The 16993-nt window shown below is 72.8% G+C and carries 13 protein-coding genes and 1 riboswitch; of the genes, 10 read left to right on the top strand and 3 right to left on the bottom strand.

The genetic code is table 11. The annotated features are described in order from the left end of the window. The first annotated feature begins 117 nt into the window (after positions 1-117). Positions 118-531 carry a VOC family protein gene (locus AB0D59_RS23200; RefSeq protein ID WP_362568351.1) on the top strand — a complete coding sequence of 138 codons (414 nt, stop codon included), beginning with the start codon at positions 118-120 and terminating at the stop codon, positions 529-531. 22 nt (positions 532-553) lie between these two features. On the opposite strand, the gene AB0D59_RS23195 is transcribed toward AB0D59_RS23200, so the two are convergent. The 3 genes from AB0D59_RS23195 to AB0D59_RS23185 all read right to left on the bottom strand — a co-directional run bounded on the left by AB0D59_RS23195 (position 554) and on the right by AB0D59_RS23185 (position 4246). Then, positions 554-1954, bottom strand: coding sequence for a hypothetical protein (locus AB0D59_RS23195; RefSeq protein WP_362568348.1), 1401 nt, complete (start codon positions 1952-1954; stop codon positions 554-556). A gap of 322 nt (positions 1955-2276) precedes the next feature. Further along, the gene (locus AB0D59_RS23190) at positions 2277-3404 is read right to left on the bottom strand and encodes an alpha/beta fold hydrolase (protein WP_362568346.1); all 1128 of its coding nucleotides are present in this window, start codon (positions 3402-3404) and stop codon (positions 2277-2279) included. A gap of 107 nt (positions 3405-3511) precedes the next feature. Further along, complete coding sequence (locus tag AB0D59_RS23185; protein WP_362568343.1) at positions 3512-4246, bottom strand: class II aldolase/adducin family protein; 735 nt, start codon at positions 4244-4246, stop codon at positions 3512-3514. Between the two features lie 196 nt (positions 4247-4442). Between AB0D59_RS23185 and AB0D59_RS23180 the strand changes: the two genes are divergently transcribed. The 9 genes from AB0D59_RS23180 to AB0D59_RS23140 form a co-directional block, all read left to right on the top strand. Next, positions 4443-5219, top strand: a complete 777-nt coding sequence (locus tag AB0D59_RS23180) for a lysozyme (RefSeq protein WP_362568340.1) — start codon at positions 4443-4445, stop codon at positions 5217-5219. Positions 5220-5393: 174 nt separating this feature from the next. Continuing rightward, positions 5394-6644 (top strand): inorganic phosphate transporter, encoded by a 1251-nt coding sequence (locus tag AB0D59_RS23175; protein WP_362568337.1) that lies wholly within the window; start codon positions 5394-5396, stop codon positions 6642-6644. A gap of 19 nt (positions 6645-6663) precedes the next feature. Continuing rightward, on the top strand, positions 6664-6891 hold the full coding sequence (locus AB0D59_RS23170) for a hypothetical protein (RefSeq protein WP_360481546.1): 228 nt from the start codon (positions 6664-6666) through the stop codon (positions 6889-6891). Positions 6892-7049: 158 nt separating this feature from the next. Further along, positions 7050-7190, top strand: a riboswitch (cobalamin riboswitch). A 100-nt stretch (positions 7191-7290) separates the two neighbouring features. Then, positions 7291-8262 carry a cobalamin biosynthesis protein gene (locus AB0D59_RS23165; protein ID WP_362568334.1) on the top strand — a complete coding sequence of 324 codons (972 nt, stop codon included), beginning with the start codon at positions 7291-7293 and terminating at the stop codon, positions 8260-8262. Beyond that, complete coding sequence (locus AB0D59_RS23160) at positions 8259-9770, top strand: cobyric acid synthase (protein WP_362568331.1); 1512 nt, start codon at positions 8259-8261, stop codon at positions 9768-9770. Before AB0D59_RS23165 ends, AB0D59_RS23160 begins: the two co-directional genes overlap by 4 nt. Then, on the top strand, positions 9767-13426 hold the full coding sequence (gene cobN, locus AB0D59_RS23155; protein WP_362568328.1) for a cobaltochelatase subunit CobN: 3660 nt from the start codon (positions 9767-9769) through the stop codon (positions 13424-13426). The genes AB0D59_RS23160 and cobN overlap by 4 nt, the downstream gene beginning before the upstream one ends. Then, entirely contained in the window at positions 13423-15420 is a 1998-nt protein-coding gene (locus AB0D59_RS23150; protein ID WP_362568325.1) for a putative cobaltochelatase, read from the top strand. Before cobN ends, AB0D59_RS23150 begins: the two co-directional genes overlap by 4 nt. Next, entirely contained in the window at positions 15420-16019 is a 600-nt protein-coding gene (gene cobO / locus AB0D59_RS23145) for a cob(I)yrinic acid a,c-diamide adenosyltransferase (RefSeq protein WP_362568322.1), read from the top strand. Before AB0D59_RS23150 ends, cobO begins: the two co-directional genes overlap by 1 nt. Beyond that, a partial coding sequence (locus AB0D59_RS23140) for a cobyrinate a,c-diamide synthase (RefSeq protein ID WP_362568547.1) occupies positions 16019-16993 on the top strand: 975 nt, incomplete at its 3' end. The genes cobO and AB0D59_RS23140, both read left to right, overlap by 1 nt.

Raw genomic sequence — 16993 nt, 5'->3', positions numbered from 1 at the left:
GGTCGCCGGCCTGCACCGGCGGCGCGGGCCGGGGGCGTTGTCAGTGCCGGGTGCCAGACTGTGCAGCAGACCGGACGACGGCTTTCGGGGGACCGGCACACAAGGGGAGTGATCGGCATGGCAGGCACGACCGGCGGACGGCCGAGCATCTATCCGTCGCTGCTGTACGCGGACGCGAAGGCGGCGATCAAGCAACTGACGGAGGCCTTCGGCTTCACCGAGCTGTCGGTGTACGAGGGCGAGGACGGCATGGTGCTCCATGCCGAGCTGGTGCAGGGCAACGGCGCGATCATGCTGGGCTCCCAGGGCCGCGGCGGCCGTTTCGACGCGGCGATGGAGGGCGCGGGCCCGACCGGGGTGTACATCGTCGTGGACGACGTCGACGCACACCACCAGCGGGCCGTGGACCACGGCGCCGAGATCCTGATGCCCCCGACGGACCAGGACTACGGCTCGCGGGACTACATGGCCCGGGACGTCGAGGGCAACATCTGGAGCTTCGGCACCTACGCCCCGGAGATAGCGGCCTGACCGTCCCGACCCGCCTCCGCCGTCATCCGCCGGTGTGCACCTGGAAGGCGGCCCGGCGGACGGCTTTGGCCAGCGCCGGGTCGGGGTGGGCGGCGGCAAGGGCGACCAGGACCTGCACGGTGCGTGGGTGACCGACGGCGCGCACCTCGTCGAGCAGCGCGGGGACGGTGGGCTGCAGCGCCGACTCCAGATGGCGGACCAGCAGCGGTGCCTCGCCGTGGTCGGCGACCGCGGCGGCCGTGTCCACCCAGAGCCAGGTGGCCTCTTCGCGGGTGAGCACCTCGTGGGCGTCCTCCGGGTCGACCCCGTCGTGCTCGGCCAGCCACAGCAGGGCGTACGGCCGCAGGGTCGGCTCGTCGACGACCGCGCGGACGTCCGGTTCGGCGGGGGCGCCGACCACGCGCAGCGCCTCGAAGGCGAGGCCGCGCAGCAGAGCGTCCTCGCCGCGGGCGGCGGCGACGAGTTCGGCGACGGCGCTGCCGACGGGGCGGGCGGCGAGCCAGGCGCGGTACTCGGCGCGGGCCGCGTTGGGGCGGAGCTGGGCGCAGCCGCGCAGCATCTCCTCGGCGGCGACCTCGATGTTCCCGGCGGGGCTCTGCGCGGCCACGCAGATCTGCTCCAGCTTGACCCAGACCGCCCAACTGCCCAGCGGGGTGAGGGTGGCCTGGCCGACGCCGTAGGTCAGCGCGCCGACGGAGGCGAGCGCGTGCAGGGACCAGTCGAGGAGGGGAGCGAGCTCGGCGTCCTCCGCGGGGGCGGGGTCGTCGGCCGGTGCGCGGTCCACCAGGTCGGTGCGGGCGGCGGACACGGCGGCGACGGGAACGGCGGACCCGCCACCGGTGCCGATCCCGGTCTCCGTCTCGTAGGGGACCTCGCAGCGCTCGGTGCGCAGTTCCGTGACCCGCTGTCTCAGCAGGTCCAGGAGCTGCTCGACCGGGACGGGACCGGCGGACAGCTGGAGGAAGGAGAGCACCTGGGGCATGGCCGAGACCACCTCGGCGACGGCGGCGGCCTCGAACTCCGCCGGCTCCGGATGGGCGAGCGACCAGGCGTCGAAGAGGGCGACCCAGCCGCGCAGCACGGCGCTGTCGTCGCGGTCCCAGGCACGCAGGCGCCAGCCGGGGCGTGCGCTGTCGCCGTGCACCTCGACCAGGCCGGCGAGTCGGGCGGTGTCCCAGTCGGCGCGGATCTGAGCCAGGGTCAGGCCCAGATCGCCGGACGCGCGTTCGGCGGACGCCTCGGAGAGAGTGGCCTTGCCGTCGGCGGTCGCGCCGTCGCTGCCCGGACCGAGGGCCGTGTCGGCCCAGTGGGCGACTCGGGCCGCTCCGGCCAGCCCGGACCGTGCCATTCTGGCCAGTTCGGCGGGGGCCGGGGTGCCCTCGGGCGGGCGGGGTGCGGGGCGGCGCGCGGGCCGCTGGTTCATCGCTCGGGGGGCGGCGGCCAGGGGTCGCGTTCGGACGAGTCGAAGCCTTGAGTCGCGCGGGATACGGGACGTCACGGGTGCAGTCTTCCGGTTGACGGTCCGAAAACCCAAACGGAATGTCACGGCGGGCGACGGGGCTGGCCAACGCACGGGGCCCGACGGGAGGCGAGGAGACATGTTCAGGCCAGTGGTACGGCCTTAAACGGAACCCTCGGGACCGACTGGAACCAGGGCCTCCGGCTTGCGTCGGGGTCAGGTCAGGAAAGGGCCGCGCGTGCGGGACACATCACATCAAGGGCGTCATCTCATATGAGAGGGGACATCACATCAGAGGCGTGAGGAACCGGCGCAGCCGCTCCTCGTACTGCCGGGGGTCGGCGTTCCACATGGCGCCGTGCGGGGCGTCCGGCACCGTGTGCAGGGCGACGAGGTCGGGGCGCCGGACGGCGAGCCGCCGGGAGTACGTCCAGGGGGCCACCGTGTCGTCCGGGCCGTGGACGATCAGGGTGGGCACGGTGAGTTGCTCCGGGCCGACGGGGTCACCGACGTGGTCGGCGTGCAGGCCGGCGCGGCCCTGGGCGGCGCGCACCGCGAGCGGCAGCAGCGGCCCGGGGGTGTGCCGGGCCTGGGCGAGGGCCCGCAGGGTGGCCTCCCAGCTGAGCACCGGCGAGTCCAGGACCAGCCCGGAGACGCGCTCGCGCAGCGCCGAGTGGGCGGCGGCGCGCAGCGCCATGGTGGCGCCGGTGGACCAGCCGTACAGGACGACACGGCGGGCGCCGTAGCGGACGGCGTAGCGGATCGCCGCGTCCAGGTCGCGCCACTCGCTCTCGCCGAGGTGGTTCAGGCCGTCCGGGGGGCGCGGGGCGCCGAGGTCTCCGCGGTAGGCGAGGGCGAGGACGGGCAGACGCCGGCCGTGCAGGAACCGCATGACGTTCATGGGGAGTTCGCGGGTGGTGCCGAGGCCGTGCACCGCGATCACCCAGGTGTCCCGGTAGCCGGGCACGAACCAGGCGGGCAGCGAACCGAGTTCGCCGGGCAGGTCGACGTCGGCGTGTTCCAGGCCCAGGGCGGCGCCCGGGTTGCCGATGTGGACGTTGGGGGTGAGCCAGACCCTGTCGCCGGTGTCGAGGGTGCCGTGGGTCACGCGCTCCAGCCGCCGTACGACGGTGTCGGGGGTGTGCGCGGCGGACTCCAGGACGGCGCCGACGACCGCGTGCGAGCCGTCGCCGGCCAGGCCGTAGGTGCCGGGGCGCAGCGAGGCGAGGTCCCGGGTGAGGGTGATGCGGTCGGCCGCGGCGCCGTGCACGGTGAGCCGGGGCTCGGTGGGCAGGGGCCGGCCCGGCGGCGCCTTCAGCGCGGCACCACTGGCGAACCGCCCCGCGGCCACGCCGGCCGCGCCGGCGGCGAGTACGGCACCGACGGCGGCGGCCGTGACTTTGACTGGGCGCACCTGTCCAGTGTCGGGGCGGACCGGGACGGCGGCCAGTGGAGGAGGGGCCGCTTGTCGCGCGGGCGGAGCCAAGGAGTCTGGTCAGAGGAAAGCGGGCCCGTCGGGGTTCACCCCGGCTGCTGGCCGTACCCCCGCAGTCGCTCCCCCACCTCCGCCACCTGTTCCGATGACAGCAGGCTCGGGGTCAGGCCGGGGACGGCGGACGCCGTCAGCCACAGGCGGCACATCCACTCCAGTTGGGCCGTGCGGTCGTAGGCCTGGGTCAGGGTGGTGCCGTAGGTGATCGTGCCGTGGTTCTGGAGGAGGCAGCCGGAGCGGTCGGTCAAGGCGCGGAGCATGTTCTCGGCCAACTCCTCGGTGCCGTATGTCGCATACGGGGCAACCCGGACGGCGCCGCCGAGCGCGGCGGACATGTAGTGGATCGCCGGGAGCTCGGGGACGAGCGTCGAGACGGCCGTCGCGTGGACGGCGTGGGTGTGCACGACGGCACCGGCGTCCGTACCGCCGTAGATCGCGAGATGCATCGGCAGTTCGCTGGTCGGGACCAGGGTGCCGAGGACCTGGCGGCCGGCGAGGTCGACGCCCGTCACGTCGTCGGGGGTGAGCCGGTCGTACGGCACGCCCGACGGTGTGACCAGCACGGTGTCGCCGACGCGGACCGAGACGTTGCCGGAGGTGCCGACGACCAGTCCGTCGGCCACCGTGCGGCGGGCGGTGGCCACGAGTTCGCGCCAGGCGCTCGCCTCCTCCGCGCGCACATCCCGCCTTCGCGGCTCCGACACACCCTGTGCGCCGCCGCGTCCGTCCCGTCCGTCACGCTCGTGCCGTCGCTGCTCAGCCATGGCCCGATCCTGTCAGGCAGCGCCCCAACCGGGTTGTACGGCAGGGCACTTTAGGCCGTGCATGCCGAATCCAGTAGAGCGCAAAACGGCACAAAGAGTCCTATTTCATGGCTTGGCCAAAGATCGTCGATGATACGCCGATCTTCCAATAATCTCTGGACGATTTTTCGTACACGTTGCCATTCCGGGGGGAAACATGGCCCGTGACCGCTCTCCGTCGCGCCACCACCGCCACCACCGCCGTCACCACGCCCACGTCCTGGCGGCGGCCGTGGCCGCGCTCGCCCTCGCCGGGGCCGCGACCGCGTTCGCCGGGACAACCGCGTCCGCGGCGAGCCGGCCGAAGGGGCACGACGTCTCCTCGCACCAGAAGAACGTCGACTGGTCGGGCGCCAAGGCGAAAGGCGCCAAGTTCGTCTACATCAAGGCGACCGAGTCCACCACCTACCGCAACCCGTACTTCGGCCGGCAGTACAACGGTTCACGCGAGGCCGGGATCATGCGGGGTGCCTACCACTTCGCCCTGCCGAACAAGTCGTCGGGCGCCCGGCAGGCCGCGTACTTCGCGAGCCATGGCGGCACCTGGACCGCGGACGGCTGGACGCTGCCGCCCGCGCTCGACATCGAGTACAACCCGTACGACAAGAAGCACAGGTGCTACGGGCTGAGCCACTCCACGATGATGCAGTGGATCAAGTCCTTCAGCGACGAGCTGAAGCGGGAGACCGGCCGGCGGCCGGTGATCTACACGACCACCCACTGGTGGAACCTCTGCACCGGCGGCAGCAGCGCCTTCGCCGCGAACCACGCCCTGTGGATCGCCCGCCACGGCTCGGCGGACGCGGGAGCACTGCCGGCCGGATGGTCGCACTGGACCTTCTGGCAGTACGACAACAGCGGCAGCCTGCCGGGTGACCAGAATCTCTTCAACGGGTCGGCGAGCCGGCTGAAGTCGTTCGCCAAGGGCTCCTAGCCAAGGGACGACCGGGCCGCCGGACCGGAAACGGGACGGCGGTCTGATCCGTCCCCGCACGCGCATACCCCGAAGTCGACCACAGACACCACAGAGACCACCTCAGTTCACCTTCCGTTCATCCAGATTGCCTACGGTCCAACGGCCGATGACCTCTATAGATTGTCTGGGTAAATGGAAAACTTCTCGCTGATCCTCGCGATTGTGGTGGTGACCGCACTCGCGTTTGATTTCACGAACGGTTTCCACGACACCGCCAACGCGATGGCCACGACCATCTCGACCGGCGCGCTCAAGCCCAAGGTCGCGGTGGCCATGTCCGCCGCGCTGAACCTGGTGGGCGCCTTCCTCTCCGTGGAGGTCGCCAACACGATCTCCAAGGGCCTCGTCGACGAGAACGGCATCCGCCCCGAGGTCATCTTCGCCGCCCTGGTCGGCGCGATCCTCTGGAACCTGGTGACCTGGCTGGTGGGCCTGCCCTCCAGTTCCTCGCACGCCCTGATGGGCGGTCTGATCGGTGCCACCGTCGCCTCCGCCGGCTTCGGCGCGGTCCACGGCGACGTACTGGTCACCAAGGTCCTGCTCCCGGCGGTCGCCGCCCCCGTCGTCGCGGGCCTCGCGGCGATGCTCTCCACCCGCCTGTCGTACGCGATCGGCAAGAACGCCGACGACAACGCCACCCGCAAGGGCTTCCGCGCCGGCCAGATCGCCTCCGCCGGCCTGGTCTCGCTCGCGCACGGCACCAACGACGCGCAGAAGACGATGGGCATCATCACCCTGGCGCTGGTCGCGGGCGGTGCCGTCGCGCCCGACTCGAACCCTCCCACCTGGGTCATCCTCTCCGCCGGCCTCGCCATCGCGCTCGGCACCTACATCGGCGGCTGGCGCATCATCCGCACCATGGGCAAGGGCCTGACCGACCTCCAGCCGCAGCAGGGCTTCGCCGCCCAGACCAGCGCGGCCACCGCCATCCTGGCCTCCTCCCACCTCGGCTTCTCCCTCTCCACCACGCACGTCGTCTCCGGTTCCGTGATGGGCGCGGGCCTCGGCCGCAAGGGCGGCACGGTCCGCTGGTCCACCGCGACCCGCATGGTGATCGCCTGGGTGCTCACCCTCCCGGCGGCCGCGCTGGTCGGCGCGCTCGCCGAGTCCGTGACGGACCTCGGCGACTGGGGGACGGCGGTCGTCGCCGTCTTCCTCGTCGCCTCCAGCGCCGCGATCTGGAAGCTCTCCCGCCGCGAGGTCGTGGACAGCGCCAACGTCAACGACGCCGACGGCACGGAGCCGGCCGGCGTGGTGACCACGGCGATGGCCGCCGTGACCCCGCCGCCCGCGGGCACGGTGGCCGACGACCTCACCGCCACGATCCCGTCCCCCGCCCCGTCACCCGCGCCGGCCGCCACCGACCCGGCCGCGACCGTCTGACCTCCGAGGAAGAACCGACATGAACATCGACTGGGCAGCCATCGGCTCCGTCTTCGGCGTCAGCCTCGTGGTCACCGTGGGCATGGTGGCCCTCTTCACCCTCGGCATCAAGGGCCTCTCCGCCCGCGAACGCGCCATGGCCCAGGGCAACTCCGCGGCCCTGGCCGTGACCGCCGCCTACCTGTGCTTCGCCGCCTGCGCGGCCGCCGTGGCCTACGGCATCCACCTGATCGTGGCCAAGGCCTGATCGGGGCCAAGGCCTGACCTGGCCGGCCGCTCGCGGCCGGCGAAGGCTCCTCCCCGACCCGCTCGGGAGGAGCCTTCGGCATGCCCCACGGGCCCCGCTGGACCACCGGTGTGGGCCTTCCCACACACTCCCCTCGCAGGTCAACGGCAAGTTGACGGGTCTTCCGGGGGCGTGGTGGACTTCCGGTGCCAAGTACGGCGGCAAGAGAGGAAGCCGGTGCGAATCCGGCGCGGTCCCGCCACTGTCACCGGGGTAGCAATCCCCGGGAGCCAGGAACTCTCACCGCCGGTCTCGTCGAACCAGGGCGTGGACACCCTGAGTGAGGACATATCGCCATGCGCGGCTGCCGTTCGAGGTTGAGTACCCGGCCCCTCCCCGCCCCCGCGGCGGGCTGAGCCGATGGGTGCCGGTCGCGTCTTCGCGTACGGCGCCGCCGCCGGCCTTCTCGGCGATCTGCTGCTCGGCGATCCGCGCCGAGGGCATCCGGTCGCCGCGTTCGGCCGGGCGGCCGGGGCCGTCGAACGGGTGCTGTGGCGGGACCACCGCGGGTGGGGCACGCTGCACACCGCGGTGTGCGCCGGCGGCGCCGTGACGCTGGGCGCCCTGGCCCAACGGCTCGTACGACCGTCCACCGCCGCGTCCGTCGCGCTCACCGCGACCGCCACCTGGGCCGTCGTCGGGGGCACTTCACTCGCCCGTGAGGCCGGTGCCATCGGGCGCGCCCTGGAGACGAGGGACGTCGACGCCGCGCGGGCCCGGCTGCCGCATCTGTGCGGACGGGACCCGCAGGCCCTGGACGCCGACGGGATCGCCCGGGCGGTCGTGGAGTCCGTCGCCGAGAACACCAGTGACGCGGTCGTGGGTGCGCTGGTGTGGGGGGCCGTGGGCGGAGTGCCGGGGCTGCTCGGGTTCCGGGCCGTCAACACCCTGGACGCCATGGTGGGTCACAGGTCGGCCCGGTACCGGCGGTACGGATGGGCCTCGGCGCGGCTGGACGACCTGGCGGGGTGGCCGGGGGCACGGCTCACCGCCGTACTGGCCGCCGTCGCCGGAGATGACACCAAGGGGGCCGTACGGGCCTGGCGGGCTGACGCGGCGAAGCACCCGAGTCCCAACGCCGGGCCGGTGGAGGCATCGTTCGCGGGGGCGCTGGGAGTACGGCTCGGCGGGACCCTGTCGTACGGCGGCCGGGTCGAGCATCGGCCCGTGTTGAACGGGGAGGGGCGTGCGGTGGAAGTCACGGACATCGAGCGGGCGGTGCGGTTGTCACGGCGGGTGGGATGGCTGGCGTTCGGGGCCGGCGCGGCCGGGGCCCTGCTGCGGGGGGCGCTCTCGCGGCGACCGGCACAGCGGTCGGGGGGTGCGTCATGAACGGCGGCGGTCTCCTCGTGGCCGGTACCACCTCCGACGCCGGGAAGAGTGTGGTCACCGCCGGTATCTGCCGGTGGCTGGTGCGACAGGGCGTCAAGGTCGCGCCGTTCAAGGCGCAGAACATGTCCCTCAACTCCTTCGTCACGCGCGAGGGCGCCGAGATCGGGCGGGCGCAGGCCATGCAGGCACAGGCCTGCCGCATCGAGCCGACCGCGCTGATGAACCCCGTGCTGCTCAAGCCGGGCGGCGAGCAGAGCAGCCAGGTCGTGCTGCTCGGGAAGCCGGTCGGTGAGCTGAGTGCGCGCGGCTACCACGGCGGACGGCAGCAGAAGCTGCTCGGGACCGTGCTCGACTGTCTCGCCGAGTTGCGGGGCACGTATGACGCGGTGATCTGTGAGGGGGCCGGCAGTCCGGCGGAGATCAACCTGCGCCGGACCGACATCGTGAACATGGGGATCGCGCGTAACGCGCGGCTTCCGGTGCTCGTCGTCGGCGACATCGACCGCGGGGGCGTGTTCGCGTCCTTCTTCGGCACCGTCGCCCTGCTCTCGCCGGAGGACCAGGCCCTCGTCGCCGGGTTCCTCGTCAACAAGTTCCGGGGCGACGTCTCCCTGCTGGAGCCCGGCCTCGACATGCTGCACGGCCTCACCGGGCGGCATACGTACGGCGTGCTCCCCTTCCGGCACGGGCTCGGGATCGACGAGGAGGACGGGCTGAGGGTCTCCCTGCGCGGGACCGTCCGCGAGTCGAACACGGCCCCGCCCGTCGGCGCGGATGTGCTGCGGGTCGCCGTCTGCGCCGTCCCCCTGATGTCCAACTTCACGGACGTGGACGCGCTGGCCGCCGAACGGGGCGTCGTGGTGCGGTTCGTGGACCGGCCCGAGGAACTCGCCGACGCCGATCTCGTCGTGATCCCGGGGACCCGGGGGACGGTCCGGGCCCTGGAGTGGCTGCGGGAGCGGGGGCTCGCGGACGCGCTGCGGCGCAGGGCCGCCGAGGGGCGGCCGGTACTCGGCATCTGCGGCGGCTTCCAGGTCCTCGGGGAGCACATCGAGGACGAGGTCGAGAGCCGGCGCGGGCGGGTGGCCGGTCTCGGGGTACTGCCCGTACGGGTGCGGTTCGCCCGGGAGAAGACCCTCACCCGGCCCGTCGGCGAGGCCCTCGGCGAGCGGGCCGAGGGGTACGAGATCCATCACGGGGTCGCCGAAGTCACCGGAGGGGAATCCTTCTTGGACGGCTGCCGGGTCGGGCAGACCTGGGGTACCCACTGGCACGGCTCCCTGGAGTCGGACGGTTTCCGGCGGGCCTTCCTGCGCGAGGTGGCGGCCGCCGCGGGCCGCCGGTTCGTGCCGGCCCCCGACACCTCGTTCGCCGCGCTGCGCGAGGAGCAGCTCGACCGGCTCGGCGACCTGATCGAACAGCACGCGGACACCGACGCGCTCTGGCGGCTCATCGAGTCGGGCGCGCCGCAAGGACTGCCCTTCATTCCACCGGGAGCGCCCGCATGAGCACTGTGTTGTTGTTGTCGACCGCCGACACCGATCTGCTGGCGGCCCGGGCCGCCTCCGGTGCCGACTACCGGATCGGCAATCCGACGCGCGTCGATGTCACGGAGGAGCTGCCCGCGCTGATCGAGGGCGCGGACATCGCCGTCGTCCGGCTGCTCGGCGGCAAGCGGGCCTGGGAGGACGGGCTCGCCGCGCTCCGGGCGTCCGGTGTGCCGACCGTGCTCCTGGGCGGCGAGACCGTGCCGGACGCCGAGTTGATGGCCGAGTCGTCGGTGCCGGCCGGTGTGGTCGCGGAGGCGCTGCGCTACCTCGTCGAGGGCGGCCCCGCGAACCTGCTGGAGCTGTCCCGGTTCCTGTCCGACACCGTGCTGCTGACCGGCGAGGGGTTCGCCGAGCCGCAGAAGATGCCCGAGTTCGGGGTGCACGGCTCCTACGAGGTCCGGGCCGGCCGCCCCACGGTCGGGGTGCTCTTCTACCGGGCCCACGAACTGAGCGGCAACACCGCCTTCGTGGACACCCTGTGCGAGGCGATCGAGGCGCGGGGCGCCAACGCCCTTCCGGTGTACTGCGGTTCGCTGCGTGGGGCGGACGCCGGGCTGTACGAGATCCTCGCCGGGGCCGACGCGCTGGTCGCCACCGTGCTGGCGGCCGGCGGCACCCACGCCTCGCAGGCCTCGGCCGGCGGTGACGAGGAGGCCTGGGACATCGGGGCGCTCGCCGATCTGGACGTCCCGGTGCTGCAGGGCCTCTGCCTGACCTCCTCCCGGCAGGCCTGGGACGGGTCCGACGCCGCCCTCTCCCCCATGGACGCGGCCATGCAGGTCGCCATCCCGGAGTTCGACGGCCGTCTGATCACGGTGCCGTTCTCCTTCAAGGAGCAGGGCGACGACGGAGCCGACGTCCCGGTGTACGTCGCCGACCCCGAGCGGGCCGGACGGGTGGCCGGGATCGCCGTGCGGCACGCACGGTTGAAGCACAAGCCGAACGCCGACAAGAAGCTCGCGCTGGTCTTCACCGCCTATCCGACCAAGCACTCGCGCGTCGGCAACGCGGTCGGGCTCGACACCCCTGCCTCGGCGGTACGCGTGCTGGACGCGCTGCGGGATGCCGGGTACGGGGTCGAGGGACACCCCGACAACGGGGACGAGTTGATCCACCGGCTCATCAACGCCGGTGGCCACGACGTCGAATGGCTCACCGAGGAGCAGCTGGCCGCCGCGCCCGCGCGGGTGCCGCTCGCCGACTACCGGGCGTGGTTCGACCAGCTGGACCCGGACCTCAGGGGAGGCATGCTGGAGGCGTGGGGCGAGCCGCCGGGCAGCCTGTACGTGGACGGCGACGACATCGTCCTCGCCTCCCTCCAGTTCGGGAACGTCGTCGTGATGATCCAGCCGCCGCGCGGCTTCGGCGAGAACCCGATCGCGATCTACCACGACCCGGACATGCCGCCGTCGCACCACTACCTGGCGGCCTACCGGTGGCTCGAGAACTCTTTCGGCGCGGACGCGGTCGTGCACATGGGCAAGCACGGCACGATGGAGTGGCTGCCCGGCAAGGGGCTCGGGCTGAGCGCCGGCTGCGCGCCGGACGCGGTCCTCGGCGAGCTGCCCCTGATCTACCCGTTCATCGTCAACGACCCCGGCGAGGGCACCCAGGCCAAGCGGCGCGGGCACGCCACCGTCGTCGACCATCTGGTCCCGCCGATGGCCCGCGCCGACACCTACGGCGACCTGGCCAAGCTGGAGCAGCTGCTCGACGAGTACGCGCTGGTCTCCGACCTGGACCCGACGAAGGCACCGGCCGTGCGGGCGCAGATCTGGACGCTGGTCAAGGCGGCCGAGCTCCACCACGACCTGCATGTGGACGACCAGCCGGACGACGCCGACTTCGACGAGTTCGTCATGCACATCGACGGCTACCTGTGCGAGATCAAGGACGTGCAGATCCGCGACGGTCTGCACATCCTCGGCGGCGGTCCGGTCGACGAGGCGCGCGTGAACCTGGTGCTGGCCGTGCTGCGGGCCTCGCAGGTGTGGGGCGGGCAGGCCAACGCGCTGCCCGGGCTCCGGGCCTCGCTGGCCGCTCACTTCGGTCTGGTCGAGAAGGAACTGCTCGCCGAGCCCGGTGCGCCCCTGAAGGTGCCGGTCGAGCTGTCCGATCTCGTCGAGGGTCCGTCCCGCACGGCCGCCGACGCCATCGACCTGCTGGAGCAGCTGTGCCGACGGATCGCGGAAGGGATGGAGGAGCGCGACTGGGCGGTCACGGAAAGCCGTTCCCTCATCCGTGACGTTCTCGGCACCGAACTCCCGGAAGCCGTGGCCGTGCTGGAGTTCGCCTGCGCCGAGGTGGTACCCCGGCTGGCCCGCACCACGGACGAGATCGACCACATCCTCAAGGCACTCGACGGCGGTTACGTCCCGGCGGGACCGTCCGGCTCCCCCACCCGTGGGCTGGTCAACGTCCTGCCGACCGGCCGCAACTTCTACTCCGTCGACCCCAAGGCCATTCCCTCCCGGCTGAGCTGGGAGGTCGGCCAGTCCCTCGCCGACTCGCTGGTGCAGCGGTACCTCCAGGACACCGGTGAGTACCCGAAGTCCGTCGGGCTGACGGTGTGGGGCACCTCCGCGATGCGCACCCAGGGCGACGACATCGCCGAGATCCTGGCGCTGCTGGGCTGCCGTCCGGTCTGGGACGAGGCGTCGCGGCGCGTCACCGGCTTCGAGGTGGTCCCGCCGGACGAACTGGGCCGGCCGCGCATCGACGTCACGGTCCGTATCTCCGGCTTCTTCCGGGACGCGTTCCCGCACGTGGTCGGGCTGATCGACGACGCCGTACGCAAGGTCGCCGAGCTGGACGAACCCGCCGACCGGAACTACGTGCGCGCCCACGCCGACGAGGACACCGCCGAGCACGGCGACCGGCGGCGCGCCACCGCCCGTATCTTCGGCTCCAAGCCGGGCGCGTACGGCGCGGGCCTGCTGCCGCTGATCGACGCCCGCAACTGGCGCTCCGACGCCGACCTCGCCGAGGTGTACGCCGTCTGGGGCGGCTACGCCTACGGGCACGGGCTCGACGGGCGGGCGGCGCGCGGGGACATGGAGACCGCGTTCAAGCGGATCGCGGTCGCCGCGAAGAACGTGGACACCCGCGAGCACGACCTGGTCGACGCCGACGACTACTTCCAGTACCACGGCGGCATGGTCGCGATGGTGCGCCATCTGACCGGCGCCAACCCCGAGGCGTACGTGGGTGATTCGGCCACTCCCGACCAGGTGAGGACCCGCACCCTCGGCGAGGAGACGCACCGTGTCTTCCGGGCCCGGGTGGTCAACCCGCGCTGGATGGCGGCCATGCGCCGGCACGGCTACAAGGGCGCCTTCGAGATGGCCGCGACCGTCGACTACCTCTTCGGCTACGACGCCACGGCGGGCGTGGTCGACGACTGGATGTACGAGAAACTCAGCGCGGAGTACGTCTTCGACGCGGAGAACCGGGACTTCATGAAGAAGTCCAACCCGTGGGCGCTGCGCGGCATCACCGAACGGCTCCTGGAAGCCGCCGACCGGGGCCTGTGGGCCGAGCCGGACGCGGACACCCTGGAGCGGCTGCGCGCCACCTACCTGGAGCTCGAAGGCGACCTGGAGGGCGACCAGTGACCACCCCCTTCCCCTTTACGGCCGTCGTGGGTCAGGACGACCTGCGGCTGGCGCTGCTGCTGAACGCCGTGTCGCCGGCGGTCGGCGGCGTGCTGGTGCGCGGCGAGAAGGGCACCGCCAAGTCCACGGCGGTACGCGCCCTCTCGGTGCTGCTGCCGACCGTGGACGTCGTCGCGGGCTGCCGCTTCTCCTGTGACCCGGCCGCCCCGGACCCGGCCTGCCCGGACGGGCCGCACAACCCGCCCGGCGCCTTCGAGTCCCGCCCGGCGCGCATGGTCGAACTGCCGGTCGGCGCCTCCGAGGACCGGCTGGTCGGCGCCCTGGACATCGAACGGGCCCTGGCGGAGGGCGTGAAGGCCTTCGAGCCGGGCCTGCTGGCCGACGCCCACCGGGGCATCCTCTACGTCGACGAGGTCAACCTCCTCCACGACCACCTGGTCGACCTGCTGCTGGACGCGGCCGCGATGGGCGCCTCGTACGTGGAGCGCGAGGGTGTCTCGGTACGGCACGCGGCGAAGTTCCTGCTGGTCGGCACCATGAATCCCGAAGAGGGCGAGCTGCGGCCGCAGTTGCTGGACCGGTTCGGACTGACCGTCGAGGTGGCCGCCTCGCGCGAGCCCGACCAGCGGGTGGAGGTCGTACGGCGACGGCTCGCGTACGACGACGATCCGGCCGGTTTCGCGGCGCGCTGGGCCGGCGAGGAGGCCGCGGTACGGCAACGGATCGTGGCGGCACGGGCGTTGCTGCCGTCGGTGCGGCTGGGCGACGGGGCGCTGCGGCAGATAGCGGCGACCTGTGCGGCGTTCGAGGTCGACGGTATGCGCGCCGACATCGTGATGGCACGGACGGCGACCGCGCTGGCCGCCTGGGCCGGGCGGACCGATGTGCTGGCGGAGGACGTCCGGCAGGCCGCGCTGCTCGCGCTGCCGCACCGCAGGCGTCGTAACCCCTTTGACGCGCCCGGGCTCGACGAGGACAAGCTGGACCAGACGCTGGAGGAGTTCTCCGGCGAGTCCGAGGAGGACGATCCCGATCCGGACGGTCCCGGCGGGGGCGGCGGCGGGCCGGCACCCGACGACGGCGACCCGCAGGGCGGCGACACGGGCGCGCGGCCCGATGCCGGGGAGGACGGCGAGCCGCAGGCCGCCGACGGCGGCTCGGGCGAGCAGGCGCCGACACGGGCCGCCGAGCCCTTCCGCACCAAGGTGCTGACCGTGCCGGGGATCGGTACGGGCGCCGCCGGCCGGCGGTCCCGGGCCCGCACCGAGCACGGTCGTACGACGGGTGCGCGGCGGCCCCGGGGTGCCCTGACCAAGCTGCACCTGGCGGCGACCGTGCAGGCCGCCGCCCCGCATCAGCGGGCGCGCGGGCGGTCCGGGCCGGGCCTGGTGGTCCGGCGGGACGACCTGCGGCAGGCGACCCGGGAGGGGCGTGAGGGCAACCTCGTGCTGTTCCTGGTCGACGCGTCCGGGTCGATGGCGGCCCGGCAGCGGATGAGCGCCGTGAAGGGGGCCGTGCTGTCGCTGCTGCTCGACGCCTATCAGCGGCGGGACAAGGTGGGGCTGGTGACCTTCCGGGGCTCGGCCGCCGATGTCGCGCTGCCGCCGACCTCGTCCGTGGACGCGGCGGCGGCCCGGCTGGAGGCGCTGCCGACCGGGGGGCGTACGCCTCTCGCCGCCGGGCTGCTCAAGGCGCATGACGTGCTGCGGGTGGAGCGGTTGCGGGATCCGGCGCGACGGGCGCTCGTCGTCGTGGTGACCGACGGCCGGGCCACCGGTGGACCCGAGCCGGTCGCGCTCGCCGGGCGGGCGGCCCGGTTGTTCGCGGCCGACGGGGTCGCCTCGGTGGTCGTGGACTGCGAGTCGGGACCGGTACGGCTGGGACTCGCCGGGCAGTTGGCCGGTGAACTGGGCGGTGCGGCGGTGACACTCGACGAGTTGCGGGCGGACTCGATCGCCGGGCTGGTGAAGGACGTGCAGAGGAGGGCCGCGTAATGCCGCAGGGACAGCCGAGTGTGGTGCCGGACGACGGACTGACGACTCGTCAGCGTCGTAATCGGCCACTGGTCGTCGTGCACACGGGCGTCGGCAAGGGGAAGTCCACCGCCGCGTTCGGGCTCGCGCTGCGCGCCTGGAACCAGGGGTGGCCGATCGGGGTGTTCCAGTTCGTCAAGTCGGCGAAGTGGAAGGTCGGCGAGGAGCGGGCACTGCGGGTGCTCGGCGACTCCGGAGAGGGCGGGACCGTCGCCTGGCACAAGATGGGCGAGGGCTGGTCCTGGGTGCAGCGGGACGCGCAGATGGACAACGAGGAGAAGGCCCGGGAGGGCTGGGAGCAGGTCAAGCGGGACCTGGCGGCCGAGACGTACCAGCTGTACGTGCTCGACGAGTTCGCGTACCCCATGCACTGGGGGTGGGTGGACACGGACGAGGTCGTCGAGGTGCTGCGGAACCGTCCCGGGAACCAGCATGTCGTGATCACCGGGCGGAACGCGCCGGAGAAGCTGGTGGACTTCGCCGACCTCGTCACCGACATGTCCAAGGTCAAGCACCCGATGGACGTGGGGCAGAAGGGGCAGAGGGGCATCGAGTGGTGATGTCTTCCGTCCCACGGCTGGTCATCGCCGCGCCGTCGTCCGGCAGCGGCAAGACCACCGTTGCCACGGGGTTGATGGCCGCGTTCGCCGCGCGGGGGCTCGCCGTGTCCCCGCACAAGGTCGGACCGGACTACATCGACCCCGGGTACCACGCGCTCGCGACCGGGCGGGTGGGGCGGAACCTCGACGCGTACCTGTGCGGGCCGGAGCTGATCGGGCCGCTGTTCGCGCACGGTGCGCGCGGCTGCGACATCGCCGTGGTCGAGGGGGTGATGGGACTGTACGACGGGGCCGCCGGGGAAGGTGAACTGGCGTCCACCGCTCATGTCGCGAAGCTGCTGCGGGCGCCGGTGGTGCTGGTCGTGGACGCGTCGTCGCAGTCGCGGTCGGTGGCGGCGCTGGTGCACGGGTTCGCGTCCTGGGATCCGGAGGTGCGGGTCGGGGGCGTGATCCTGAACAAGGTGGCGTCGGACCGGCACGAGGAGTTGCTGCGGGAGGCGCTGGAGTCTTCCGGGGTGCCGGTGTTCGGGGTGCTGCGGCGGGTGGCTCAGGTGGCCACGCCGTCGCGGCATCTGGGGCTGGTGCCGGTCGCCGAGCGGCGGGGGGAGGCGGTGGACGCGGTGGCGGCGATGGCCGCGCGGGTCTCCGACGGGTGTGACCTGGAAGCGCTGCTGGGGCTGGCCCGGGGGGCCGGTGTGGTGCCGGGTGCGGCGTGGGATGCGGCTGCGGCCGTGGCTTCCTCGCCCCCGCCGCCCCTACCCTCCCCATCTTCACCAGGGGCGGGCGCCCCTTCGACCCCGGCTTCGGGGGCTGCCGCCCCCGGCCCCCCGCTTCGGCCTGAACGGCCTCGTCCTCAAACGCCGGACGGGCTGAATGATGGGGGTGCGCGACCTGTACCGGACGGACTGCATGGCGCGGGTGCGCGATCTGTGCCGGACGGGGTGCATGGCAGGGGCGTGCGATCTGTGCCGGAC

The sequence above is a fragment of the Streptomyces sp. NPDC048417 genome (assembly GCF_040651615.1).
GTDB lineage: Bacteria > Actinomycetota > Actinomycetes > Streptomycetales > Streptomycetaceae > Streptomyces.
This window is presented reverse-complemented; position numbering and strand designations above follow the sequence as displayed.

Bases quoted from the DNA above. Each gene is read 5' to 3' on its own strand.
- AB0D59_RS23185 (WP_362568343.1), bottom strand. From the start codon at position 4,246: ATGGCTGAGCAGCGACGGCACGAGCGTGACGGACGGGACGGACGCGGC.
- cobO (WP_362568322.1), top strand. From the start codon at position 15,420: ATGCCGCAGGGACAGCCGAGTGTGGTGCCGGACGACGGACTGACGACT.
- AB0D59_RS23180 (WP_362568340.1), top strand. From the start codon at position 4,443: ATGGCCCGTGACCGCTCTCCGTCGCGCCACCACCGCCACCACCGCCGT.
- AB0D59_RS23200 (WP_362568351.1), top strand. From the start codon at position 118: ATGGCAGGCACGACCGGCGGACGGCCGAGCATCTATCCGTCGCTGCTG.
- cobN (WP_362568328.1), top strand. From the start codon at position 9,767: ATGAGCACTGTGTTGTTGTTGTCGACCGCCGACACCGATCTGCTGGCG.
- AB0D59_RS23195 (WP_362568348.1), bottom strand. From the start codon at position 1,954: ATGAACCAGCGGCCCGCGCGCCGCCCCGCACCCCGCCCGCCCGAGGGC.
- AB0D59_RS23170 (WP_360481546.1), top strand. From the start codon at position 6,664: ATGAACATCGACTGGGCAGCCATCGGCTCCGTCTTCGGCGTCAGCCTC.
- AB0D59_RS23160 (WP_362568331.1), top strand. From the start codon at position 8,259: ATGAACGGCGGCGGTCTCCTCGTGGCCGGTACCACCTCCGACGCCGGG.
- AB0D59_RS23165 (WP_362568334.1), top strand. From the start codon at position 7,291: ATGGGTGCCGGTCGCGTCTTCGCGTACGGCGCCGCCGCCGGCCTTCTC.
- AB0D59_RS23175 (WP_362568337.1), top strand. From the start codon at position 5,394: ATGGAAAACTTCTCGCTGATCCTCGCGATTGTGGTGGTGACCGCACTC.